Source organism: Streptomyces sp. NPDC046887, from assembly GCF_040644755.1.
Classification (GTDB): domain Bacteria; phylum Actinomycetota; class Actinomycetes; order Streptomycetales; family Streptomycetaceae; genus Streptomyces; species Streptomyces lichenis.
This window is the reverse complement of sequence record NZ_JBEYXH010000039.1, coordinates 1-21,062: the sequence shown is the minus strand read 5'-3', so window position 1 is coordinate 21,062 and position 21,062 is coordinate 1. Positions and strand designations below refer to the sequence as shown.

19 protein-coding genes and 6 tRNA genes are annotated in these 21,062 nt (G+C 75.1%); 10 read left to right on the top strand and 15 right to left on the bottom strand.

Translation table 11 applies throughout. From position 1 onward, the window contains the following. Window positions 1-35: 35 nt before the first annotated feature. Window positions 36-110, bottom strand: a tRNA-Val gene (locus ABZ945_RS27485). Between the two features lie 58 nt (window positions 111-168). Beyond that, window positions 169-639, bottom strand: coding sequence for a TIGR02611 family protein (locus ABZ945_RS27480; protein ID WP_361274696.1), 471 nt, complete (start codon window positions 637-639; stop codon window positions 169-171). Window positions 640-828: 189 nt separating this feature from the next. On the opposite strand from ABZ945_RS27480, the gene ABZ945_RS27475 reads away from it, so the two are divergent. After that, a complete protein-coding gene (locus ABZ945_RS27475) occupies window positions 829-1,242 on the top strand; it encodes an SsgA family sporulation/cell division regulator (RefSeq protein ID WP_003987206.1) in 414 nt (137 codons plus the stop codon). A 286-nt stretch (window positions 1,243-1,528) separates the two neighbouring features. Further along, entirely contained in the window at window positions 1,529-2,089 is a 561-nt protein-coding gene (locus tag ABZ945_RS27470; protein ID WP_361274693.1) for a CGNR zinc finger domain-containing protein, read from the top strand. 52 nt (window positions 2,090-2,141) lie between these two features. Here the strand turns inward: ABZ945_RS27470 and ABZ945_RS27465 are convergent, their stop codons facing one another. After that, window positions 2,142-2,306, bottom strand: coding sequence for a hypothetical protein (locus tag ABZ945_RS27465; protein WP_248636693.1), 165 nt, complete (start codon window positions 2,304-2,306; stop codon window positions 2,142-2,144). Window positions 2,307-2,492: 186 nt separating this feature from the next. After that, a complete protein-coding gene (locus tag ABZ945_RS27460) occupies window positions 2,493-2,948 on the bottom strand; it encodes a transglutaminaseTgpA domain-containing protein (RefSeq protein ID WP_361274691.1) in 456 nt (151 codons plus the stop codon). A 172-nt stretch (window positions 2,949-3,120) separates the two neighbouring features. On the opposite strand from ABZ945_RS27460, the gene ABZ945_RS27455 reads away from it, so the two are divergent. Beyond that, the gene (locus ABZ945_RS27455) at window positions 3,121-3,639 is read left to right on the top strand and encodes a DsbA family protein (protein ID WP_361274689.1); all 519 of its coding nucleotides are present in this window, start codon (window positions 3,121-3,123) and stop codon (window positions 3,637-3,639) included. A 21-nt stretch (window positions 3,640-3,660) separates the two neighbouring features. Here ABZ945_RS27455 and ABZ945_RS27450 read toward each other — a convergent pair whose 3' ends face one another. Further along, the gene (locus ABZ945_RS27450; protein ID WP_361274686.1) at window positions 3,661-4,500 is read right to left on the bottom strand and encodes a GNAT family N-acetyltransferase; all 840 of its coding nucleotides are present in this window, start codon (window positions 4,498-4,500) and stop codon (window positions 3,661-3,663) included. A 289-nt stretch (window positions 4,501-4,789) separates the two neighbouring features. Between ABZ945_RS27450 and ABZ945_RS27445 the strand changes: the two genes are divergently transcribed. Further along, complete coding sequence (locus ABZ945_RS27445) at window positions 4,790-5,182, top strand: hypothetical protein (protein ID WP_361274684.1); 393 nt, start codon at window positions 4,790-4,792, stop codon at window positions 5,180-5,182. A gap of 649 nt (window positions 5,183-5,831) precedes the next feature. Here the strand turns inward: ABZ945_RS27445 and ABZ945_RS27440 are convergent. Together ABZ945_RS27440 and ABZ945_RS27435 are read right to left on the bottom strand one after the other, a co-directional pair. Further along, window positions 5,832-6,662, bottom strand: coding sequence for an aminodeoxychorismate lyase (locus ABZ945_RS27440; RefSeq protein WP_361274682.1), 831 nt, complete (start codon window positions 6,660-6,662; stop codon window positions 5,832-5,834). After that, on the bottom strand, window positions 6,659-7,711 hold the full coding sequence (locus ABZ945_RS27435; RefSeq protein ID WP_361274680.1) for a chorismate-binding protein: 1,053 nt from the start codon (window positions 7,709-7,711) through the stop codon (window positions 6,659-6,661). Before ABZ945_RS27435 ends, ABZ945_RS27440 begins: the two co-directional genes overlap by 4 nt. A gap of 419 nt (window positions 7,712-8,130) precedes the next feature. Between ABZ945_RS27435 and ABZ945_RS27430 the strand changes: the two genes are divergently transcribed. The 5 genes from ABZ945_RS27430 to ABZ945_RS27410 all read left to right on the top strand — a co-directional run bounded on the left by ABZ945_RS27430 (window position 8,131) and on the right by ABZ945_RS27410 (window position 8,582). Then, window positions 8,131-8,203: transfer RNA gene (locus ABZ945_RS27430), tRNA-Gly, on the top strand. 36 nt (window positions 8,204-8,239) lie between these two features. Further along, window positions 8,240-8,313, top strand: a tRNA-Cys gene (locus tag ABZ945_RS27425). A 1-nt stretch (window position 8,314) separates the two neighbouring features. Continuing rightward, window positions 8,315-8,386, top strand: a tRNA-Val gene (locus ABZ945_RS27420). An 18-nt stretch (window positions 8,387-8,404) separates the two neighbouring features. After that, window positions 8,405-8,476 (top strand) — tRNA-Val (locus ABZ945_RS27415). A 34-nt stretch (window positions 8,477-8,510) separates the two neighbouring features. Then, window positions 8,511-8,582: transfer RNA gene (locus tag ABZ945_RS27410), tRNA-Val, on the top strand. A 121-nt stretch (window positions 8,583-8,703) separates the two neighbouring features. Here ABZ945_RS27410 and ABZ945_RS27405 read toward each other — a convergent pair. The 3 genes from ABZ945_RS27405 to ABZ945_RS27395 form a co-directional block, all read right to left on the bottom strand. Continuing rightward, window positions 8,704-8,988 (bottom strand): zf-TFIIB domain-containing protein, encoded by a 285-nt coding sequence (locus tag ABZ945_RS27405; RefSeq protein ID WP_361274677.1) that lies wholly within the window; start codon window positions 8,986-8,988, stop codon window positions 8,704-8,706. Between the two features lie 120 nt (window positions 8,989-9,108). Then, window positions 9,109-10,149 (bottom strand): aminoglycoside phosphotransferase family protein, encoded by a 1,041-nt coding sequence (locus ABZ945_RS27400; protein WP_361274675.1) that lies wholly within the window; start codon window positions 10,147-10,149, stop codon window positions 9,109-9,111. A gap of 178 nt (window positions 10,150-10,327) precedes the next feature. Continuing rightward, the gene (locus ABZ945_RS27395) at window positions 10,328-10,534 is read right to left on the bottom strand and encodes a hypothetical protein (RefSeq protein ID WP_361274672.1); all 207 of its coding nucleotides are present in this window, start codon (window positions 10,532-10,534) and stop codon (window positions 10,328-10,330) included. 674 nt (window positions 10,535-11,208) lie between these two features. On the opposite strand from ABZ945_RS27395, the gene ABZ945_RS27390 reads away from it, so the two are divergent. Beyond that, window positions 11,209-12,567, top strand: coding sequence for a protein kinase (locus ABZ945_RS27390; protein WP_361274670.1), 1,359 nt, complete (start codon window positions 11,209-11,211; stop codon window positions 12,565-12,567). A 6-nt stretch (window positions 12,568-12,573) separates the two neighbouring features. On the opposite strand, the gene ABZ945_RS27385 is transcribed toward ABZ945_RS27390, so the two are convergent. From ABZ945_RS27385 to ABZ945_RS27365, 5 genes are all read right to left on the bottom strand, one after another. Next, a complete protein-coding gene (locus tag ABZ945_RS27385; protein WP_361274667.1) occupies window positions 12,574-13,392 on the bottom strand; it encodes an RNA methyltransferase in 819 nt (272 codons plus the stop codon). After that, window positions 13,385-14,689: a uroporphyrinogen-III C-methyltransferase gene (cobA, locus tag ABZ945_RS27380; RefSeq protein WP_361274665.1), complete on the bottom strand. Its 1,305-nt coding sequence runs from the start codon at window positions 14,687-14,689 to the stop codon at window positions 13,385-13,387. Before cobA ends, ABZ945_RS27385 begins: the two co-directional genes overlap by 8 nt. A 656-nt stretch (window positions 14,690-15,345) precedes the next feature. Next, window positions 15,346-18,762: a nicotinate-nucleotide--dimethylbenzimidazole phosphoribosyltransferase gene (gene cobT, locus ABZ945_RS27375; RefSeq protein ID WP_361274662.1), complete on the bottom strand. Its 3,417-nt coding sequence runs from the start codon at window positions 18,760-18,762 to the stop codon at window positions 15,346-15,348. 227 nt (window positions 18,763-18,989) lie between these two features. Beyond that, window positions 18,990-20,195 carry a precorrin-6y C5,15-methyltransferase (decarboxylating) subunit CbiE gene (gene cbiE / locus ABZ945_RS27370; RefSeq protein WP_361274659.1) on the bottom strand — a complete coding sequence of 402 codons (1,206 nt, stop codon included), beginning with the start codon at window positions 20,193-20,195 and terminating at the stop codon, window positions 18,990-18,992. Between the two features lie 90 nt (window positions 20,196-20,285). Further along, window positions 20,286-20,921 (bottom strand): GNAT family N-acetyltransferase, encoded by a 636-nt coding sequence (locus tag ABZ945_RS27365; RefSeq protein ID WP_361274656.1) that lies wholly within the window; start codon window positions 20,919-20,921, stop codon window positions 20,286-20,288. Window positions 20,922-21,062: the final 141 nt, after the last annotated feature.

Here is a 21,062-nt window from a genome sequence, read left to right as displayed (position 1 = left end):
ATCATCGGTGTGATCTCGGGGCCTGACGTCCGGGCTGGTGGGCGATACTGGGATCGAACCAGTGACCTCTTCGGTGTGAACGAAGCGCTCTCCCGCTGAGCTAATCGCCCGGGCGCACCGCAAACATTACCGCATGTCAGCGGGTGCGCCGACCACCGGTGGCGGCGGTCACTTGCCGATCTTCCAGGGCATGACCAGCCCGTACTTCCACAGGTAGAAGCCGACCAGCGCGCCCATGATCACCAGGCCGATGGAGGTCAGGATGATGTTGCGCCGCCGGACCTTCGGGTCGAGCGCGCGCTGGGCCGCCTCGGTGACCTTGCGCTTGGTCCAGTGCAGCACCAGCTGGGCCCAGACGAACTCGGTGGCCCAGATCGCCAGACCGGCGAAGATCACCACCCAGCCCGGTCCTGGCAGCACTAGCATGGCCGCGCCCGCGGCGACCACCGCGAGGCCGACCACGAAGACCCCCACCTGCCAGCTCAGGTGGAGGGACCGGCGTGCCTTGATGAATTCGGGCGCCCGGGAACCGAGTACCCGCTCCTGAGGCTCCGGTGCCGTCACGTCCCCCGTCGCGGGCGCGGTGGTCACCGGTGCGGTACCGGCGCTCACGCTCCGCTCGTCACTCTCCGCTTTCATGACGCCAACCTACCCGACTCCGCCACACCACCGGAATGGCTGCATAACGCCCGGTTGCATACCGCCATCCGAGGTAACCCAAGCCGCACAAAACAGACAGAGGGGTTTACAACGGCACCGTAGGTGGCATGTCGAATTCGCCGACGTGCGAATCCCCGAGCGCACACTGAGCGAAAGGCCCTGGCGCTTATGAACACCACGGTCAGCTGCGAGCTGCACCTGCGCCTCGTTGTATCGAGCGAGTCCTCACTGCCTGTACCGGCGGGCCTGCGGTATGACACGGCCGATCCGTATGCCGTGCACGCCACCTTCCACACCGGAGCCGAGGAGACGGTCGAGTGGGTGTTCGCCCGCGACCTGCTCGCCGAAGGACTCCACCGCCCCACCGGCACCGGCGACGTCCGGGTCTGGCCGTCCCGCAGCCACGGTCAGGGCGTCGTCTGCATCGCGCTGAGCTCCCCGGAGGGGGAAGCCCTCCTGGAGGCCCCGGCGCGCGCCCTGGAGTCGTTCCTGAAGCGGACCGACGCGGCCGTGCCGCCCGGCACCGAGCACCGACACTTCGACCTCGACACGGAGCTCTCCCACATCCTGGCCGAGAACTAGGGCCAGGCCGAACGCCGCACGGCGCCGTCCGACTCGGGGCGACGGCGCCGCGCGGACACCTCGCGCGGCCGTGCCGGGCCGCACCCGGCGACACCGGCCGCCATCGGGCGCCGCCACCGCGGAGAGACACCGCGGTGGCGGCGCCCACGCGTGTGCGGCCGTGCACATGCTCCCGGCCTTCCCGCCCGGGCCCGCGACCGTCTACCCGCCCCGCTCCCGGAGCGAGCGACTAGAGTCGGCCCCCACATCGGCGGGCGCCCGCCCGCGGCCGGCCAGGGAGTGAACCGTGCTCATCCCCCACGACACCCGCATCGCGCTCGACACGGTCGTCGACCTGGTGAACAGCGCACCGGAGGGCGGACGGGGCGACGGGCTCGGGGACCTCACGGCGCTGTACGCCTTCGTCCGCGACCACCGCGTCAGCGGCGTGGAGGAGCTGACCGACCGGGACCTCAGGGCCGTCCAGGCGGTACGGGGACGGTTCACCGAGGTGTTCGCGGCCCCCGACGCCCGTACCGCGGCCGAGCTGATCAACCAGCTGGTCGCCGCGGCCGGCACCACCCCGCAGCTCACCGACCACGACGGCTACGACTGGCACGTCCACTACTTCGCCCCGGGCGCCTCGGTCGGCGACCACCTGGCGGCGGACTGCGGCATGGCGCTGGCCTTCATCGTGGTGGCCGGCGAGCGGGAGCGGCTGCGCCGCTGCGAGGCCCCGGACTGCGGGCGGGCCTTCGTGGACCTGTCCCGCAACCGCTCCCGCCGCTACTGCGACAGCCGCACCTGCGGCAACCGCTTGCATGTCGCCGCCTACCGGGCCCGCCGCAAGGAGGCGGCGACCGGCTGAGCCGGACACGGCGCGCGGACGGCTCCCCACGGACAACCTCTCACCGGGGCCCTCACAGCAGGAACAGATCATGGACGGCGCCCATCAGCAGCAGGCAGCCGATCACCGTGAGGAAGATCAGCAGCGGCGGCTGGGAGAGGGCGAACAGGCAGCCGCGCGGTTCGTCGGACGCGGCGTCGGCGGTGGCGGGGGTGTGCTCCCGCGAGGTATCGAGCATCTCGGCCGCATCATGGCCCGCCCGCCGGACCCGTGATCACCGAAACGGCCCCATCCGGCCTGCCGTTCATCCCATCTTGTGGTTTGCGACCGGATTCCACCCGGCTGCGCCCGTCCTGCCGTGATAACGGCGTACCCCCACCGCGCGGGACCGGAAGCCGGCAACCGCGCGAGCCCGGGATACGGCTCAGATCCCGTGCTTCTTCAGAATCGCCTCGATATCGCTGAAGTCGTCCTCGCCGCCTCGGCCGGAGCCGGCCCCGGCCCGCTTCGGCGCCGGCCGGCCGGCGGGGCGCTCGGCCGGGCCGGTCACCGCGGCCGGGGTCGAGGCGGCGGGCGCCTCGGCCTGGCGCCGGGCGGCCCGGCGCTCCTCGCGGGTGCCCGGACCGCGCCGCCGCTCGACGGCCCGGGTGGTGGCGAACAGCAGCCAGGCCAGGCCCAGCACGCCGAAGCCCGCCCAGGCCACCGGGGAGAAGGCGGTACGGGCCAGCCAGGCCACCGCACCGGTCATCACCAGGCCCAGCGGCACCAGTGCGTAGCCCGCGATCCGGGCGGCGGTACGGAACCGCTTGCGGTAGGCGGTGATGGCGGCGAGCCCCAGCCCGGCCGCGGACACCGCGGAGCAGATCGTCTCGGCAAGCATCCGGTCCTCCAGACGGCGGCGGGCATACGTCCCCTCCATCGTGCACCGGACCGCACGCCCCGGGCCATGCCTGCCGGCCCCCTCAGGGAGATCTCCGGGGTGGTCTCAGGGTGATCTCCGGGTGGCCTCCGGGGCGGCTCGTCCCCAGGTCGCCCGATGAGAGACTTGATCCATGGACCACTCCCCCGCCTCCCCCGCCTCCCCCGCGGTGCTCGACTTCTGGTGCGAGCTCCAGTGCCCCGACTGCCGCAGCGCCCTCGCCGATCTGGGCGCTCTGCGTGAGCGCTACGGCGACCGGCTGGAGGTGCGGTTGCGCCACTTCCCCCTGGAGAAGCACAAGCACGCCTACGCCGCCGCGCAGGCCGCCGAGGAGGCGTTCACCCAGGGCAAGGGCTGGGCGTACACCGAGGCGGTGCTCGGGGCGACCGAGGAGCTGGCATCGGGCGGCACGCCCTTCCTCGTCCGGACCGCGGACCGACTGGGCCTGGACGGCGAGGAGTTCGACACCGCGCTGATCGACGGGCGCCATCTGCTGGCGGTCGACGCCGACCAGGCCGAGGGCCGGGCCATCGGGGTCACCGGGACGCCCACCTATGTCATCGGCGGTGAGCGGCTGGACGGCGGGCAGAGCCAGGAGGGGCTGCGCGCCCGGATCGAGGAGATCGCCGACCGGCTGCTCGCCGAGGACTGACCCCTACCGGGCCCGGGGCGGCTACAGCAGCGGCTTGTACAGCCGCAGCCGTACCGTCTCGTACCCCAGCGAGGTGTACAGCCGCAGCGCCGGGGCGTTGTCCGCGAAGACGTGCAGCCCCAGCCGCCGCCGGCCGTCCTCCCGTACGACCCGCTCGGCCACGCCCATCAGCGCCCGCCCGAGCCCGCGGCCCCGCCGCTCCTCGGCCACCTGGATGTCCCAGACATAGCCCGCTACCTCGCCGGAGTCGAGGGCGCACCGGCCGGTCCACAGCCGGCCGGCGGTCCCGCCGTCCTCGTCCACGGCCACGAACAGCCCGGCGCCCTCGGTGGCCAGGCCGTCCGGCAGCAGCTCGCGGTGGCCGCGCTCGGACAGCTCCCGGGCCCGGTCCTCCGGCACCCCCCGGGACGCCCACTCCCGCGCGTACTCCTCGCGGGCGGTGCTCAGATACGCGGCGAACTCCGGTTCCGTCATGGGGCGTACGGCGATCTCCGGGGCCGGCCCCGGCTCCTCGGGGAGCGCCTTCAGCAGATCGCGTCCGCGCTCCAGGTACCCCAGGGCCGCCGCCAGCGAGCGGGCCGCCTCCGCCCCGGCCGGCACGGCGGCCTGGACGCTGGTGCAGCGCCAGCCCCGCAGCACCTCCTCGGCGGCCAGCGCGGCCACCGTGCCGCGCCCCCGGCCCCGGTCGGGCGGGTCGATGCGCAACGAGCGGATCTCCCCGGCCGCCGGGCCGAAGCGGGCCGAGGTCCCGAGCTCGATCACCCCGACCGGGCGGCTGTTGACACACACCTCGTAGCGGCGGGCCCGGGTGCCGTCGTCGGACTGCTGGAGCGGCCCGGTCGGCCGCAGGGTGGTGGTCATCACCGGTGTTCTACCCACCGGCCGGGCCCCTGTCATCCGTCTTCCCTCAGCCGGTTCCGCCGCTACCGGGCGCGGGGGTATGGGGGTCGGGTCGGCCTGGGGGGCGGCCGGGCGATCGGGCGATCGGGCGATCGGGCGATCGGGCGATCGGGCGATCGGGCGATCGGGCGATCGGGCGATCGGGCCTAGGGTCGTCATGCCGACCGTGGGTGCCCCGGCGCCAGGTCGGGATGCTCCTGGTCCTTGAGCATGTCGCACCCCTTGGGCCACACCACCAGGAGGAGAACCAGTGTCATACCCCCTGAAACTGCTCACCCCTGAGGAGAAGCTCGCCGACGCGAAGAAGCTGTTGGGCATCCCGCGTACCGTCGCGATCTGCGGCTCCACCCGTTTCATGACCGAGATGAACGAGGCCGATCTACGAGAGACCAAAGCCGGAAAGATCGTCGTCAAGCCGGGCTGTGACATGAAGTCGCCGCGCGAACTTCGGTCCGACCCTGTCGAGGCCAAGGCGCTGAAGGTTCGGCTCGACGATCTGCACCGAGCGAAGATCCGGCTCGCCGATGAGGTGCTCGTGGTCGGCGACTACATCGGAGACAGCACCCGAGCCGAAATCGCCTATGCCCGGTCGCTGGGCAAGCCCGTGCGGTTCACGCACCCCGAAGTCGACCCTGACGCCTGACCGGCTCGCGGCGGCCTCGACGCCCACCCCAGGCACACTTGGGAATTGATCACCTCGCCTGACCGAACGGGTAGCGGACCGTTGGCCACGGCTCGGCTGGCGGCCGGACGTGGCGCGGCTCGGCTCGCCCGCACGCCGGCCCGGCAGGCCCCGGGGAGGTCGGCTCGGGGCCGGGAATCACGGGCCGGCCCCGAGGGGCGCCCGGCCTTGGCCCGGTGGTCAGAGCAGCGGCTCCGGTCGGCCTGGGCTCGGCGCGGCTGGGCCGCATGTCGCCCTGGCTCGCCCGGGTCCCGGCTCGACGGACCCGGGGCCGACCCGACCGGCCCGAGCGTCGGCCCAACCGAGCCAGGTCGATCGGTTGGCCCAGGGGCGGCCCGAGTCACCCGGAGCGCCCGGCTGACCTGTAAGCCGCGGCCAGCACCGTCCACCGGATGTCGGCCCGACCGGCCCGGGGCCGACCCGGCTGGAGCCTGATCGATGCGGCCGTCACCGTCCACCTGAAGTCAGTCCACCGGGGTGACCATCCGCCCGGCGGACGTGGCCATCACCGCCCAGTGGGGCACACCGGGCGCGAGCCACCGGCCGTCTGGCCTCGGCCCGACGGCCCGGTGGCCGCGGGTGGGTCGTCCGCCGGGGATTCGCTCTCCGCTCAGGCGCCGTCCGCGGCGAGCATCCGTTCGGCGCGCTCGGCGAAGACGCTCATCGCCTTGGCGGTCACCGGGCCCGGGGCGTCCGGCAGTTGGCGGGCGTCGATGCGGCTCACCGCCTGGACGTCGCGGAGGGTGGAGGTCAGGAAGACCTCCTCCGCGTCGTCCAGCGCCTCCAGCGGCAGGTCGGTCTCCTCGGCACCGGACCACTCGGCGACCAGGGCGCGGGTGATCCCGGCCAGGCAGCCGGAGGCGACCGGCGGGGTGTGCAGCCGGCCGTCGAGGACCACGAAGACATTGGAGCCGGTGCCCTCGCAGAGCCGCCCGACCGTGTTGCCGAACAGCGCCTCGGAGGCGCCCCGCTCGTGCGCCCGGGCCAGGGCGACCACGTTCTCCGCGTACGAGGTGGTCTTCAGCCCGGTCAGCGCACCGCGCTCGTTGCGGGTCCACGGGACGGTGATCACCGCCGTCGTCTCGGGGCGGGGCGCGGCCTCGCCGACGGCGACGACCAGGGTCGGGCCCGCGTCGCCGCGGTCCGAGCCGAGCGGGGAGGGGCCGCCGGTGTAGGTGATCCGCAGCCGGCCGAGCGGCAGCGGGTTGGCCTCCAGCACGGCGGCGCAGGCGCGGCGGACCTCGTCCAGATCCGGGTCGGGCAGCCCGAGGCCGCGGGCGGAGCGGGTCAGCCGGTCCAGATGGGGAGGGAGCGCGAAGGGCCGGCCATGGACCGCCTTGATGGTCTCGAAGACGCCGTCGCCCACGGTCAGTCCGTGGTCCAGCACCGACACCCGCGCGGTTTCCGCCTCGCGCAGCCCGCCGTCGACCCAGAGTTTCATGTTCCGGCTGTCCTTCCGCTCGCCTCGTACGCTCCCGACGCTACCGCCAGCAGCCTCGACGCCTTCAGCTCGGTCTCCGCCCACTCCCGCTCCGGGTCGGAGTCCCAGGTGATCCCGGCCCCGGTGCCGAAGCGCAGCACACCCTGCGGCCGGTCGATCCAGAAGGTGCGGATGCCCACCGCCAGCACTCCGGTGCCGCGGTCCGCGTCCACCCAGCCGATCCCACCGCAGTACGGGCCCCGGGGCGCCGTCTCCAGGGCGTCGATGATCCGCAGCGCGCTGGACTTGGGCGCCCCGGTGACCGAGCCGGGCGGGAAGGCGGCGGCCAGCAGTTCGGTCCAGCCGGCCGAGGGCGCGAGTTCGCCGCGCACGGTGGAGACCAGGTGGACCAGGCCCGGGTGCGGCTCCACGGCGCACAGCTCGGGCACCGTGACCGTCCCGGTGGCGCAGACCCGGCCCAGGTCGTTGCGGACCAGGTCGACGATCATGATGTTCTCGGCGCGGTCCTTGTCCAGCAGATCGGCGGCGGTCCGCCCGGTGCCCTTGATCGGCCCGGACTCCACCGTCCCGCCGCTGCGCCGCAGGAACAGCTCGGGGGAGGCGGTGGCGACCTCCACGCCGTGTGCGGGCAGGCGAATCGTTCCGGCGTACGGGGCCGGGTTGCCGCGGGCCAGCAGCGCGGTGAGCGCGTCCACATCGGCCGCGGCCGGGTCGGGCAGCGGGGCGGACAGCACCCGGCAGAGATTGGCCTGGTACACCTCGCCCGCCGCGATGTGCTCCCTGATCCGGCGGACGCCGGCGGTGTACGCGGCGCGGTCGAGCGAGGACGTCCAGTCGCCGGCCATCGGGCCGCGCCAGGCGCCGGGGACCGGCTCCGGCACCGGGGCCGGGCGGACGTCGCCGAACCGGGCACAGGTCAGCCGGCCCTCGAAGTCCGCGCAGACCGCCCAGAAACCGGTCGAGTCCAGGGCCTCGGGGTCGCGGGTGACATCGCGCAGATCGGTGGCGAGCAGGCCGCCGAAGCGGGCCAGGGGGGCGAGCGGGTGCACGGGGGCGAGTCTATGGCGCGGCCCGGGTGCGGACCGCCGGGGCGGGGCACGGCCCTGGTCCGGGGAGGGGGCGGGGGACAGGTCTGCCTCCCGGGTGGGAGACGGGGCTGCTTCCCGGGCGGGGGACGGGGCTGCTTCCCGGGCGGGGTTGCGAGGCGGGGTGGGGAGTGGGGCGCGGGGCGGGGTACGGCGCTGGTCGGGGGGCTGATCCACGGTTCTCGCCGCCTCCCTGCTCCTGGTCGTCGGCGCCTCGCCGCACCCCCCGAGGTCGAACGGGCCGGGGGTGCGGAGCGGGCGTCCGCGGCCGCCGCGCGCCGAGGTCAGGGCAGCACGCTGCGCAAACGCGTTTTTGTACTGGCCCGGGAATCCGCTAGAGTTCAACACGTCGCCGGGACGCGGAAGCGGTCCGGATCCGACAGGCGGACGTGGCTCAGTTGGTAGAGCATCACCTTGCCAAGGTGAGGGTCGCGAGTTCGAATCTCGTCGTCCGCTCGACGTGGGGGATCTTCCCGGACCCCTACAGCTCCTGGTGGAGTGGCCGAGAGGCGAGGCAACGGCCTGCAAAGCCGTCTACACGGGTTCAAATCCCGTCTCCACCTCCAAGGACGATTAGCTCAGCGGGAGAGCGCTTCCCTGACACGGAAGAGGTCACTGGTTCAATCCCAGTATCGTCCACTGGCCCGCGAGGGCCCCGCGCGATTAGCTCAGCGGGAGAGCGCTTCCCTGACACGGAAGAGGTCACTGGTTCAATCCCAGTATCGCGCACGCATCACCAGCGGCCCTCGGGTCGCGGTCCCGAGGACGATTAGCTCAGCGGGAGAGCGCTTCCCTGACACGGAAGAGGTCACTGGTTCAATCCCAGTATCGTCCACACTGTGACAAAGCCCCGGTCGCGTTCGCGGCCGGGGCTTTGTCGTGCGGCCGCTCGGGGGGAGGGAGCGGAAGACGCGGCGCGCCCGCCGCCCGGGACGGGGCAGCGGGCGCGGGCGGGCTCAGGAGGAGAAGAGCATCCGGCCGAAGCCGCGGTGGTGGCTGTGGTGCCCGTGCCCGTGGTGCGGGGCGCCCCAGGCGGGGGCGTGCGCGGCCGGGTACGCCTGCGGGGCCGGCGGCGCGGGCGGGGCGGGCGGTGCCTGCTGCGTCCACTGGGACTCCAGCCGGGTCAGCGCCTCCAGCTCCCCGTAGTCCAGGAAGATCCCCCGGCAGCCGCTGCACTGCTCGATCTGGACGCCGTTGCGGTTGTACGTGTGCATGGGCGCATGGCACTTGGGACACTGCATGCTCGGTTCACTCCCTCAGGGCCGGTACTGACAGCCCCTCGCCGTCGCGGGCTCTCCCCGGGGAGGACGCTGACGCGGCCCACCCCGGTTCTCCCCCCGCCGTTCGATGGTGCGTCCACCCTACGCCGGGGCGGGTTCGCCCTGAGGGGGAGGGAGGGCGGCCATCCGGGCGCAGGCCGCGACGACTTCCGACTCGACCTCGTCCAACTCCCGCCCCTCGGCCGTGCTCTTGGCGATCGCCAGGGCCGCCGTCTGCACGGTCAGGGCGCGGGCCGGAACGTCCAGCCGGGGCCAGGGATCGCCGTCCGCCGGTACGGCCGGGCCGGCGGCCGCCCGGTACGCGCCGAGGAACCGCTCCCAGATGTCCGGGGCCAGCAGCCCGGCCGCGAACCAGGCGGCCGGGCGGGCCAGGTCCCAGGCCGGATCACCGGTGCCGAGGTCGTCCACGTCGATGAGCAGCCACGCCCCCTCGGGCACCGGGTGGCGCACCAGTTGGCCCAGATGGAGATCGCCGTGGCAGAGGGCGGGCCGCCCTGCGGCGGGCAGCGGGGCGGCCGTGCCGCCCCGGGCCCAGGGCGGCAGCCGCCGCCAGGCCGCCTCCACCGGGGCGGCGGCCGGATGCGGGCCCACCGCGCGCATCCGCTCCACCGCCAGCGCCGCCTTGGCGGGACCGCGCATCGGCGGCAGCGGTCCCAGCGCGGTGAGCGGTGTGCGGTGCAGCCGGGCCAGCAGGACGGCCGCCTCCTCCCAGGGCGCCGCCGCCGGGTCCTCCGGGTCGACCGGCACCCCGTACGGCCACGCCGACACCGGCCGCCCCCGCACCTCGTCCAGGGCGACCGGCAGCGGCGGCAGCAGGATGCCGGTCAGCAGCGGATGGGCCGCCACCGCGAGACGGGCCCGGTGCTCGGGCGAACCGGCGCCCGGTGCGTGCGCCTTGGCCACCGCGCGGCCGTGCCGGACCACGGTGCCGTCGGGCCGGTCGGCGAGCACCCCGGCGGCGGGGTCGCCCCGGCCCGGGGCGACGGGCAGGGCGCCGCAGGCGGCGCAGGGGGTGCGGGGGCGGGGCGGATGCGCGGCGGACCGGGCGACCCCGGCGAGGGTACGGAGGAGGGTGTCGGAGTCGCGGGGGTGGGAGTCGCGGGGGTGGGAGTCCTGCTGCACGGGGCGACCCTACGTGCCGCCGTGCGGGAACGGACATGCGCGGGTGAGGGCAGAGAAAAAGCGGTGGCCGGCAGCTCCCCAGCTGCCGGCCACCGCTGCCGTCCGCCGCACCCCCGTCCCCACGGGGTCGGGCCGGATGTCCTTGGCCCGGGCCGCTCTCCCGGACCCGGAGCGCCGATCAGCGCCCCAGCATCACGCCCACGGACGACGCTTGTGCGACCACCTGGTCCCAGCCGCCGAAAACGACGAACAGGACGGCGGCCAGAGGGAGGACCATGGCGGCCGCCGCCAGCGGATGCCGGCGACCGGACGGACGGACACCGAACGAGGCGAACGCCTCGCCGGCCCGGGTACGGCTGATGCTTCGCGCTGCCGTGTCCGCCATGGTCCCTCTCCCATCGAGTTGGCAGCGGCGGGCGTCCTTGCCTCGGGGGACGAGTGCGTCGCCCGCCGCTTGCCTACCAACTTAGGGAAACGAACACCTCTGGTCGTCATGCCCGCGTACCGATCGGCGGGCCTCCCCGAGGATGAGCCCACGACCGGCGGCGTACTCCCCTGGGTGGAGACGTCCCCCGAGGAGTGCGGGTCTTCCCGGAGGGGGCAGGCCTTCCGGGGCCCTGCGGAGGGTGCGTCCGGAAGCCGTGAGGGCACTCCCCGAGGCGGCGACGAGGGTGGCGCGGGCGGGGTGGAGGGTCGGGTGACATGTCTCACGCCTTCGCCGGCGCTCGGCGCCCGGCGTTCGTGATGTTGACGCGCGGGGCGGGTCCGGTGCGGACGGGAGGGGACGGCCGAGTCCGGGGCGGTGGGGAGGGGAGCTTTATCAGACGGTGCGTCAAAAAGGTTGAGCAGTAGCGGGGTTGTTCGGGTGGGGGCGGGGCACTCGTGGATGCGGCTTGCTGAGCGCGTCTCATATGCGCTTTCCGGCCCGCCAATCGGTCCGCGCGGGAGGGCGCGGCCTATGAGCGCGCCGGGACATGGATACGTAAGCTGTGCCCAGTCAAACGGATTACCGCGACTGCGGGGGTGGGGGCAGCTCCCCACCGAAGGTAGGGGACGGACATGGCGATGATGCGGCTCCGGCGCGAGGACCCGCGTGTCGTCGGCTCGTTCAGGCTGCACCGGCGGCTGGGGGCCGGCGGGATGGGGGTCGTCTATCTGGGCTCCGACCGGCGGGGGCAGCGGGTCGCCCTGAAGGTGATCCGCCCCGACCTGGCGGAGGACCAGGAGTTCCGGTCCCGTTTCGCCCGCGAGGTGTCGGCCGCGAGGCGCATCCGCGGCGGCTGTACCGCGAGGCTGGTGGCGGCCGACCTGGAGGCGGACCGGCCCTGGTTCGCCACCCAGTACGTGCCCGGGCCCTCGTTGCACGACAAGGTCGCCGAGGAGGGTCCGCTGGTCGCCGCGGACGTGGCGGCGATCGGGGCCGCGCTCTCCGAGGGACTGGTCGCCGTGCACGAGGCCGGGGTCGTCCACCGGGACCTGAAGCCCTCCAACATCCTGCTCTCCCCCAAGGGCCCGCGGATCATCGACTTCGGCATCGCCTGGGCGACGGGCGCCTCCACCCTCACCCATGTCGGCACCGCCGTGGGCTCCCCCGGCTTCCTCGCCCCCGAGCAGGTGCGCGGGGCGGCGGTCACCCCGGCGACCGACGTCTTCGCGCTGGGCGCCACCCTCGCGTACGCGGCGATGGCGGACTCGCCCTTCGGGCACGGCAGTTCCGAGGTCATGCTCTACCGGGTGGTGCACGAGGAACCGCAGCTGAACGGCGTCCCGGACGCGCTCGCCCCCCTGGTACGGGCCTGCCTGGCCAAGACACCGGAGGAGCGGCCCTCCACCCTCCAGCTGTCCATGCGGCTCAAGGAGATCGCCGCGCGGGAGGCGCAGGGGCTGTCGGGCGGCCGCCCCGCCACCCCCCGGCCGCGCCGCGCGGCGGACGAGCGCCCCACCGGCCGGCTCACCGAGCGCTACCCCGAGCAGGCCGTCGAACGGGCCGCCGCCGAGCGGGTCGGTGAACGGGGCGCGGAACGGGTCGGTGAACGGGGCCTGGAACGGGAGGACACCCAGGGCCGCGGGGCGCAGGGCACCCCGGCGCCCCGCGGGCCCCAGGGCGGTGCCCGGCCGGCTCCGCCCCGCGGTCCCGCCCGTACCGGTGGGCGGGGTGACGCGGCGCGTGGGGCGGCCCCGGCGCGTACCGGACCCGGAACCGGGTCCCGTACCGGCTCCGGATCCCGTACCGGCCCCGGCACCGGATCCGGGGCGCGGACCGGCCCGGGCGCACGGACCGGGTCCGGCTCGCGCACCGGGACGGGCGGGCTGCGCCCGGCCAACCCCCGGCTGCTCCGTCAGCGGCTGTTCGTCTTCGTCGTCGTCACCCTGATCGTGCTGCTGGGCATCGCGGCGGCGCAGGCGCTCCAGGGGTAGGGCTCGCTACTGCTCGGGGCGGCCGGTGGTCACCGCGTAGAAGGCGACCGCGGCCGCCGCGCCGACGTTCAGCGAGTCCACCCCGTGGGCCATCGGGATGCGCACCAGGGTGTCGGCCGCCGCCAGCGCCCGGCGGCTGAGCCCCTCGCCCTCCGCGCCGAGCATCAGCGCCGCCCGCTCCAGCCGGTGCGGGGCCGCCTCGTCCATGGCCACGGCCCCCTCGGCCGGAGTGAGGGCGAGGAGCCGGAAGCCCGCCTCCCGTACCGTCTGAAGACCGGCCGGCCAGGGGTCGAGCCGGGCGTACGGCACCGAGAAGACCGCACCCATCGACACCTTCACCGAGCGGCGGTACAGCGGGTCGGCGCAGTCGGGCGAGAGCAGCACCGCGTCCATGCCGAGTGCCGCGGCGCTGCGGAAGATGGCGCCGATGTTGGTGTGGTCGTTGACGCCCTCCAGCACGGCCACCCGCCGCGCCCCGGCCAGCAGCCCGGCCGCCTCCGGCAGCGGCTCGCGGCCCATCGAGGCGAGCGCCCCGCGGTGCACGTGGTAGCCGGTGACCTGCTCGGCGAGGCGCGGCTCCACCACGTACACCGGGCAGTCGGCCGCCGCGATCACATCGGCCATCACCTCGACCCACTTGGCCGACAGCAGCATCGAGCGCATGCCGTACCCGGCCCGCACCGCGCGGCGGATGACCTTCTCGCCCTCGGCGATGAACAGGCCCTCGGCCGGCTCCCTGCGGCGGCGCAGCTCCACGTCGGTGAGGCCGGTGTAGTCACCCAGGCGCGGGTCGGCGGGGTCGTCCAGGAGCAGGGGTTCAGCCACGGGGGGCCTCCTCCTGACCGTCGGCGTCCTGGACGGGGGGCTTGGTGGGGCCTTCGGTGACCACTTCGGCGGGGAGCTTGGTGGGGCCCTCGGCGACCACCTCGCCGACGACGATCACGGCCGGCGGGCGGACGCCTTCGGCCGCCACCCGCTCCCCCACGGTCGCCAGGGTGGCGTCCACCCGGCGCTGGGCGGCCATGGTGCCCTCCTGGACCAGTGCCACCGGCGTCGCGGGATCCTTGCCGTGGGCGACCAGCGCGGCGGCGATCGCGCCGATCTTGTCGACGCCCATCAGGATCACCAGGGTGCCGGTGAGGCGGGCCAGCGCGGCCCAGTCCACCAGGGAGCGCGGGTCCTCGGGCGCGACATGCCCGCTGACCACGGTGAACTCATGGGCCACCCCTCGGTGGGTCACCGGGATGCCGGCCGCGCCCGGGACGCTGATCGAGCTGGAGATGCCCGGCACCACCGTGCAGGCGATGCCCTCCGCGGCGAGTGCCTGTGCCTCCTCCATGCCGCGGCCGAAGACGAACGGGTCGCCGCCCTTCAGCCGGACCACCGACCTACCCGCCTTGGCATGCTGGATCAGCGCGTTGTTGATGGCCTCCTGGGCCATGAAGCGGCCGTACGGGATCTTCGCCGCGTCGATCACCTCGACGTGCGGCGGCAGCTCGTCCAGCAGGTCCCGGGGGCCGAGGCGGTCGGCGATGACCACGTCCGCCTCGGCGAGCAGCCGCCGTCCCCGGACGGTGATCAGGTCCGGGTCGCCGGGGCCGCCGCCGACGAGGGCGACGAAGGGGGTGCGGGCGCGGTGGTGCGGGGCGGCGATCGAGCCCTCGCGCAGGCCCTCCACGATGGCGTCCCGGACGGCGGCGCTGCGGCGCGGGTCCTGGCCGGTGAGCACGGCGACCGTGACACCCTCGCTACGGCCGGTCGCCGGGGTCCACGCGGTGGCGGCGGCCGCGTCGTCGGAGCGCACGCACCACACGCGCTCCCGCTCGGCCTCGGCGGAGGCCCGGGCGCAGGCCGCCGGGTCGCTCGCGGTGATCAGGGCGTACCAGGCTCCGGCCAGGTCGCCCTCCTCGTAGCGGCGGCGCTCCCAGCGGAGCTCGCCGGCCTCGACCATGGCCTCGACGGAGGGGGTGGCCGAGGGCGACACCAGGGTGACGTCGGCGCCCGCGGCGACCAGGGCCGGGAGCCGGCGCTGGGCGACCTGGCCGCCGCCGATGACGACGACGCGGCGCCCGGACAGGCGCAGTCCGACGGGGTAGGCGGGGTGGTCGGCGTTCTCGGCCATGCTCGATGCGGCTCCTCGGCGGGGCGCGGGGGCGCTGCGGGGCAGCGCGGGGCGCGGTGCGGTGGTGTGGGCCGCTGCGGCGGTGGAGCGGCTGGTCGGGGGGTCGGGGCTGGTCGGAGGGGGTGGGGCGTTCTGGCCAACGATAGCCGTGGGGGCGGCTGGCGCCGCCAGTGGCCCGGTCTGGCCGGTGGCCTCTCCCCCAAGGACTCCGTCCAGGGGGTACCCCCATCGCGGGTGGGTCTGCGGTGGTTGCGGTCCGGTGGCGGTTTGCCGGTTCGGTGGGTGTGCACTCTGCCCGGTGGGTGGGGGGCGGGGCACTCCGGGCTCACGTGCTCGCCGCTCGCGCTCACCGTCAGACGTCACACGCACCGCCTCATCACGCTCGTCGGCTGCGCGCGCGACCCTGCATACCCCACCCAACGTCCGGAGGGCGACTGCACCCCCGGTGGCACGACTGCCCGGCCATAGGCCGGGAAACAGCCCAGGCGGTAACTACGGGCACTGGTCGGCCGGAGTGCCCACGCCCCCCACCCGCCGGAGAGCAGGACCGACCGAGGGGCCTGCGGGAGGTTAGCGGACCGCAACCGGGACGGGCCCGACCGCGGCGGCGAACGCGGCGGGCGGGCCCGGGCACCGGCGGCGCCAGCCGCCCACGGCTACTTCTCGGTGACTCCGGCGGAGTCGAACGTGGCTACCTCGTGCATGGCGCGGGCGGCGCTCTGGATGACGGGGAGGGCCAGCAGGGCGCCGGTGCCTTCGCCGAGGCGGAGGTCGAGGTCGACCAGGGGGCGCAGGCCGAGCTTGTTGAGCGCGGCGACATGGCCGGGCTCGGCGCTGCGGTGGCCGGCGATGCAGGCGGCCAGGGCCTCCGGGGCGATGGCGCGGGCCACCAGGGCCGCCGCCCCGGCGCTGACGCCGTCGAGGACGACCGGGGTACGCAGGGAGGCGCCGCCCAGGATGAAGCCGACGAGCGCGGCGTGCTCCAGGCCGCCGAGCGCGGCGAGGACGCCGAGCGGGTCGGCCGGGTCCGGGCGGTGAAGGTCCAGGGCGCGGCGGACCACGTCGACCTTGCGGGCGTGCATCTCGTCGTTGATGCCGGTGCCGCGGCCGGTGACCTCGGCGGGGTCGGCGCCGGTGTAGACGGAGATGAGGGCCGCGGAGGCGGTGGTGTTGGCGATGCCCATCTCACCGGTGAGCAGCGCCCGGTTGCCCGCGGCGACCAGGTCGCGGGCGGTCTCGATGCCCACCTCGACGGCGGCCATCGCCTCTTCGCGGGTCATCGCGGGACCGGTGGTGAAATCGGAGGTGCCGGGGCGGATCTTGCGCGGCAGCAGTCCGGGGGTGGCCGGGAGCTCGGAGGCCACGCCGACGTCCACCACGCACACCTCGGCACCGACCTGGTTGGCGAAGGCGTTGCACACCGCGCCGCCGCCCAGGAAATTGGCGACCATCTGGGAGGTGACCTCCTGCGGCCAGGCGGTGACGCCCTGGGCGTGCACCCCGTGGTCGCCGGCGAAGATCGCCACGGCGGCGGGCTCCGGGATGGGCGGCGGGCACATCCGGGAGAGCCCGGAGAGCTGCGCGGAGATGATCTCCAGCATGCCGAGCGCGCCGGCCGGCTTGGTCATCCGCTTCTGGCGCTCCCAGGCCTCGCCGAGCGCCTTGGCGTCGAGGGGGCGGATACCGGCGACGGTCTCCTGGAGGAGGTCGTGCGGTTCCGCGCCGGGCAGCACCCGGCGGCCGTAGGTCTCCTCGTGGACCACCCAGGAGAGCGGGCGCCGCTTGGACCAGCCGGCCTGGGCGAGCTCGGGCTCCTCGGGGAACTCGTCGACATAGCCGACGCAGAGGTAGGCGACGACTTCGAGGTGGTCGGGAAGGCCGAGGCTGCGGACCATCTCGCGCTCGTCGAAGAAGCTGACCCAGCCGACGCCGAGCCCTTCGGCGCGGGCCGCGAGCCAGAGGTTCTCCACCGCGAGGGCGGAGGAGTAGGGCGCCATCTGCGGCTGGGTGTGCCGACCGAGGGTGTGGCGGCCGCCGCGGGTGGGGTCGGCGGTGACGACGATGTTCACCGGGGTGTCGAGGATGGCCTCGATCTTCAGTTCCTTGAACTGCTTGGCGCGGCCCTTGGGGAGGGAGCGGGCATAGGCCTCGCGCTGCCGCTGGGCCAGTTCGTGCATGGTGCGCCGGGTCTCGGCGGAGCGGATGACCACGAAGTCCCAGGGCTGGGAGTGGCCGACGCTCGGCGCGGTGTGCGCGGCCTCCAGGACGCGGAGCAGCACCTCGTGCGGGATGGGGTCCGGGCGGAAGCCGTTGCGGATGTCGCGGCGCTCGCGCATGACGCGGAGGATCGCCTCGCGTTCGGCGTCGTCGTAGGGCGGGGCGGCGGGGGTGGCCACCGATGTGGCGGGTTCGGCCGGTTCGGACTCGGGGGCGGTCACCTCATCGGTGGGCACCTCCTCGGTGACCGCTGAGGGGGTGGGTTCCACGGTCGCCGTCTCTTCGGCGGGTGCCTCTTCGGTGGGTACCTCGTGGGTGGGTGCCTCTTCGGTGGGTGCCTCGTGGGTGGGTGCCTCTTCGGTGGGTGCCTCTTCGGTGGGCGTGACCGCTGCGGGGGGCGTGTTCTCGGGGGCGGTGGCCGCCGGCGCCGGCTCGGGGTCGGCGGGGGCGGGCTCGGGCCACTCCACCGGGGCGGGGTGCGGCTGCTCGGCGGTGAGCAGGGGCTCTGCCTCGGGCGCGGGGGCGGGGATGTGTTCGGTCGCCGGTTCGGGGGCGGATTCGGCCTGGGGGGCGGGCTCGGACTCGGACACGGACTCGGACACGGGCACGGATTCCGGCTCGGGTGCGGGAGCGGTCTCGGTCGGTGCCTCGGTGGGCTGGGGGGTCGGCTCGATGAGGTCGGTGGCGGGCGCCGGTACGGTCGCGGGCTCGGCGGCCACCGCCTGCTCGGCTACGGGGGTCGGCTCGGCGGCCACGGCCTGCTCGGCTACGGGGGCCGGTTCGGCTACGGGGGCCGGTTCGGCGATGGGGGCCGGTTCGGCGATGGGGGCGGGGTCCTGGGCCGGGGTGACGGCCGCAGGCGGCAGCTGCTCGGGGGCCACCGGCTGCGGGGCCTGCTCGGGGGCGACCTCGGGAGCCGTCGCCTCCGGGGCGGTCACCTCGGGGGCGGTCACCTCGGGGGCGGGCGCCTCGACGGCGGCCGTTTCGGCGACGGGCTCGGCGGCCGGGGGCTCCGGGGTCGAGGGGGCCGCTTCGGCGGGCAGGGGGGTGGCGGACGTGGCGTCGGGGAGGGGGGGCTCCACCACAGGGGCGGCCGGGGGTTCGGGGGCCGCCGGGGCCGGGGAGGGCTCGGGGGCGAGGTGGGGCGGGGCCGGGACGGTGCCTTCGACGGGGACGAACTCCGGTGCGGCGGCGGGGGCCGGGATGTCGGGAACGACCGTTTCTGCTGCGGGGGCCGCCTGGGCCGGCTGAGGCGCGGGGGACCAGGGTTCGGCGCTGGGGGGCGGGAGGTCGCTGAGGGGGGCCGGGTGCGGGGGGTCCTCGCGGGGGACGTCGAGGTACTCCAGGCCGCCGGAGGTGGCCGGGCCGGGGGTGGCGGGGCCGCGGTCGGCGAGGGAGCGGACGACGCCGGCGGTGGGGTCGGGCACGGGCGGGCCCAGGTGCAGGGGGCGGCGGGGGGCCGAGGGGGCCTGGGGGGCCGCCGGGGCCGGGGCGGGGGGCGGCTCGGGCAGGCGGACGGCGCCCAGGTCGACGGCGCCGGAGTCGCGGCCGTCGGTCTCGTGGGCGGCCGGCTGGTACGGCTGCGGGGCGGGCTGCTCGTACGCCTGGGGCGGGAGCGGCTGCTCGTGGCTGGTGGGGTGCGGGTAGCCGTAGGCGGGCCGGGGGTGGGGCTGCTCGGGGGCGGGGTGCTCGCTCCAGGCGCCCTGGGAGCCGGGCATGAGGAGCAGGTCGTCGTCCTCGGGGGCGGTCTCGGCGTCGAGGTAGGTGTAGGCGCCCGGTGCGGGGGTGCCCGGCTGCTCCACCGTGCCCGCGCCGTGCGGCTGCCCGTCGCCCGGGACCTGGCCGGTGTCAGTCATGCGTACCCCTCGCCCATCGGTTGTGCTCGTCGTTCCGCCCGTCGGCGGAAAGGGCCCGCCGACGTCACGTCCTCACGTATTGTCGCGGGCCCGTTCCGTGTTGGCAGCGGGTTGCGCCGCCGCGGGCTGTGGACTGCGCCACGTTGCGCACCCCCCGGTCGCGCCGCCGCGGCCGCGGCCGCGGTACGACGGTCGGCCAGCCTACCCGGCGGGCCGTAGCCGGGTGGTCACGGGGCGGGGGCGGGGCGGCGGCCGGTGAGCAGGAAGACGGTGGCGCGTTCGCGTTCCGTCCAGGTGGCCGGGTCGAGGTCCACGGTCTGGAGCAGGACGCACTCGGTGGTGTAGCCGCCTGCGGCGAGCACGGCGGTGGTGGCCTCGGCCTGGTCGCGGGTGGCCGCGTGGGTGGTGATCCGCTCGGGGCGGCGGTCCACGCAGGCGGCGACGGTCTCGGGGCCGCCGCCGCCGATGCGGACGACGTCGGGTTCGGGGAGCCGTTCCAGGATGTGCGGGGCGCGGCCGGTGACGGTCTGGAGCTGGACGCCGAAGTGCCGGGCGGCGGCCTCGGTGCGGGCGCAGGCGGCCGGGTCGGCGTCCACGGCGATGACGGCGGCGCCGAAGCGGGCGGCCTCCACGGAGAGCGCGCCGGCGCCGCAGCCGATGTCCCAGACGAGATCGCCGGTGCGGGGGCCGAGGCGGGCCAGCTGCTCGGTGCGCAGGGCGGTGCCCTCGCCGGTGCCGAGGGCGCCGCCGTAGGCGTGCGGGGCGAGGCCCCAGCCGCGTACCGGACCGGGGTCGGCGCCGAGCAGCCAGCCGGGGCCTTCGGTGAGGCCGGCGCCGCCGATGGAGATGACCACGTTGGGGTCGCGCCAGACGTGGTCGGCGGCCTTGTCGGAGGTGAGGACGGTGACCTGTTCGCGGTCGGTGCCCAGTTCCTCGCAGATGACGAAGGTGCGGTGGACGCCTTCGAGCAGGAGGGCGAGTTCGGCGGGTCCGGCGCCGGGTGAGGTGAGCACGGCGACCTTGGGGTGGGCGCGGCAGACGTTGACGGCGCGGCGCAGGGTGCGGCTGTGGGCGACCACGACCCGGGCGTCGTCCCAGGGCATTCCGGCGCGGGCGAAGGCGGCGGCGACGGAGGAGACGGCGGGGACGACCTCGACTTCCAGGCCGTGTTCGGGGGCGCGCAGGGTGCGGACGATGCCGAAGAAGCCGGGGTCGCCGTCGGCGAGGACGACCGCGGTGCCGCGGTGGCCGGCGATGCGGCGGGCGGCGAGGTCGAGGCTGCCGAGGCGGACGCGTTCGGCGGTCGGCGGGATCTCGGGGAGTGCCAGGTGGTGGCCGGCTCCGGCCACCAGGGTGGCGGCGGCGAGGGCGGAGCGGGCGGCAGCGGTGAGGGGTGAGCCGTCCCAGCCGATCACCGTGACCCGGTCGGCCATCGTCGTGTGTCTCCTGGTGGTGGGAAGGGGGTGGTGGGGAGGGGGTCCGGTGAGCGTACCGGGTGGGGGGCGGGGCGCGGGGCGGTGGTGTCAGTTCCACTCGGTGTAGGAGGGATATCCGGCCTCGGCCATGGGGTCGTCGCTGCCTTCGAGGTCCTCGGGGAGCAGGCTCCAGACGATGAGGTCGGTGCGGATGTCGGTCCAGCCCCCGTCCGCGGTGCGGGTGCGGGCTATGGAGGCGTTGCGCAGCACGCCCTCGCTGAGGCAGCCGGCCTTCTGGGCGACCTGCTGGGCGGCGGTGTTGCCGGCGGCGGTGCGCAGTTCGAGGCGTTCGAAGCGCTGGTCGGTGAAGAGCCACTGGGCGGTGGCGAGCAGGGACTCGGTGGCGTAGCCCTCGCCGCGGGCCCAGGGGGCGGTGGCGTAGCTGATCTCGGTGGCGCGGATGTGCCAGTCGGTGCGGCTGAGTTGGACGGTGCCGACGAGGCGCTGGGTGAGGAACTCGGTGACGGCGAAGGCGAGTCCGCGGCCGGTGGTGCGCTGGGCGGGGGCGGTGCGGTGGATGAAGCGCTCGGCGTCGGCGGGGGTGCAGGGGTGGGGTACGGGGGTCCAGGCGACAAGGAGTTCATCGGCTGCCATCTCGGTGTACGCGGGGAGGTCGGCGTCCTCGAAGGGGCGCAGCACCAGCCGTTCCGTGCTGATCGTGACGTCCGGAAAGGTGGTGGGCATGCCGCAAGCTCCAGCCGGGGTTGATGGACCGTCCGTACGGGCCGTGCGCACCCCACCAGCCCCGCCGAGGACGCCTTCTTCCACCATATGGAGGAGAAGCTGACCGGCACCGACCCGGGCAGCAAGGTCGCCGCCACCGTG

What these genes read in the sequence shown, in the direction of transcription:
- ABZ945_RS27390 (WP_361274670.1), top strand. Translation starts at nt 11,209, where the DNA reads ATGGCGATGATGCGGCTCCGGCGCGAGGACCCGCGTGTCGTCGGCTCG.
- ABZ945_RS27405 (WP_361274677.1), bottom strand. Translation starts at nt 8,988, where the DNA reads ATGCAGTGTCCCAAGTGCCATGCGCCCATGCACACGTACAACCGCAAC.
- ABZ945_RS27450 (WP_361274686.1), bottom strand. Translation starts at nt 4,500, where the DNA reads ATGACCACCACCCTGCGGCCGACCGGGCCGCTCCAGCAGTCCGACGAC.
- cobA (WP_361274665.1), bottom strand. Translation starts at nt 14,689, where the DNA reads ATGGCCGAGAACGCCGACCACCCCGCCTACCCCGTCGGACTGCGCCTG.
- cbiE (WP_361274659.1), bottom strand. Translation starts at nt 20,195, where the DNA reads ATGGCCGACCGGGTCACGGTGATCGGCTGGGACGGCTCACCCCTCACC.
- ABZ945_RS27455 (WP_361274689.1), top strand. Translation starts at nt 3,121, where the DNA reads ATGGACCACTCCCCCGCCTCCCCCGCCTCCCCCGCGGTGCTCGACTTC.
- cobT (WP_361274662.1), bottom strand. Translation starts at nt 18,762, where the DNA reads ATGACTGACACCGGCCAGGTCCCGGGCGACGGGCAGCCGCACGGCGCG.
- ABZ945_RS27460 (WP_361274691.1), bottom strand. Translation starts at nt 2,948, where the DNA reads ATGCTTGCCGAGACGATCTGCTCCGCGGTGTCCGCGGCCGGGCTGGGG.
- ABZ945_RS27365 (WP_361274656.1), bottom strand. Translation starts at nt 20,921, where the DNA reads ATGCCCACCACCTTTCCGGACGTCACGATCAGCACGGAACGGCTGGTG.
- ABZ945_RS27440 (WP_361274682.1), bottom strand. Translation starts at nt 6,662, where the DNA reads ATGAAACTCTGGGTCGACGGCGGGCTGCGCGAGGCGGAAACCGCGCGG.
- ABZ945_RS27465 (WP_248636693.1), bottom strand. Translation starts at nt 2,306, where the DNA reads ATGCTCGATACCTCGCGGGAGCACACCCCCGCCACCGCCGACGCCGCG.
- ABZ945_RS27475 (WP_003987206.1), top strand. Translation starts at nt 829, where the DNA reads ATGAACACCACGGTCAGCTGCGAGCTGCACCTGCGCCTCGTTGTATCG.
- ABZ945_RS27395 (WP_361274672.1), bottom strand. Translation starts at nt 10,534, where the DNA reads ATGGCGGACACGGCAGCGCGAAGCATCAGCCGTACCCGGGCCGGCGAG.
- ABZ945_RS27480 (WP_361274696.1), bottom strand. Translation starts at nt 639, where the DNA reads ATGAAAGCGGAGAGTGACGAGCGGAGCGTGAGCGCCGGTACCGCACCG.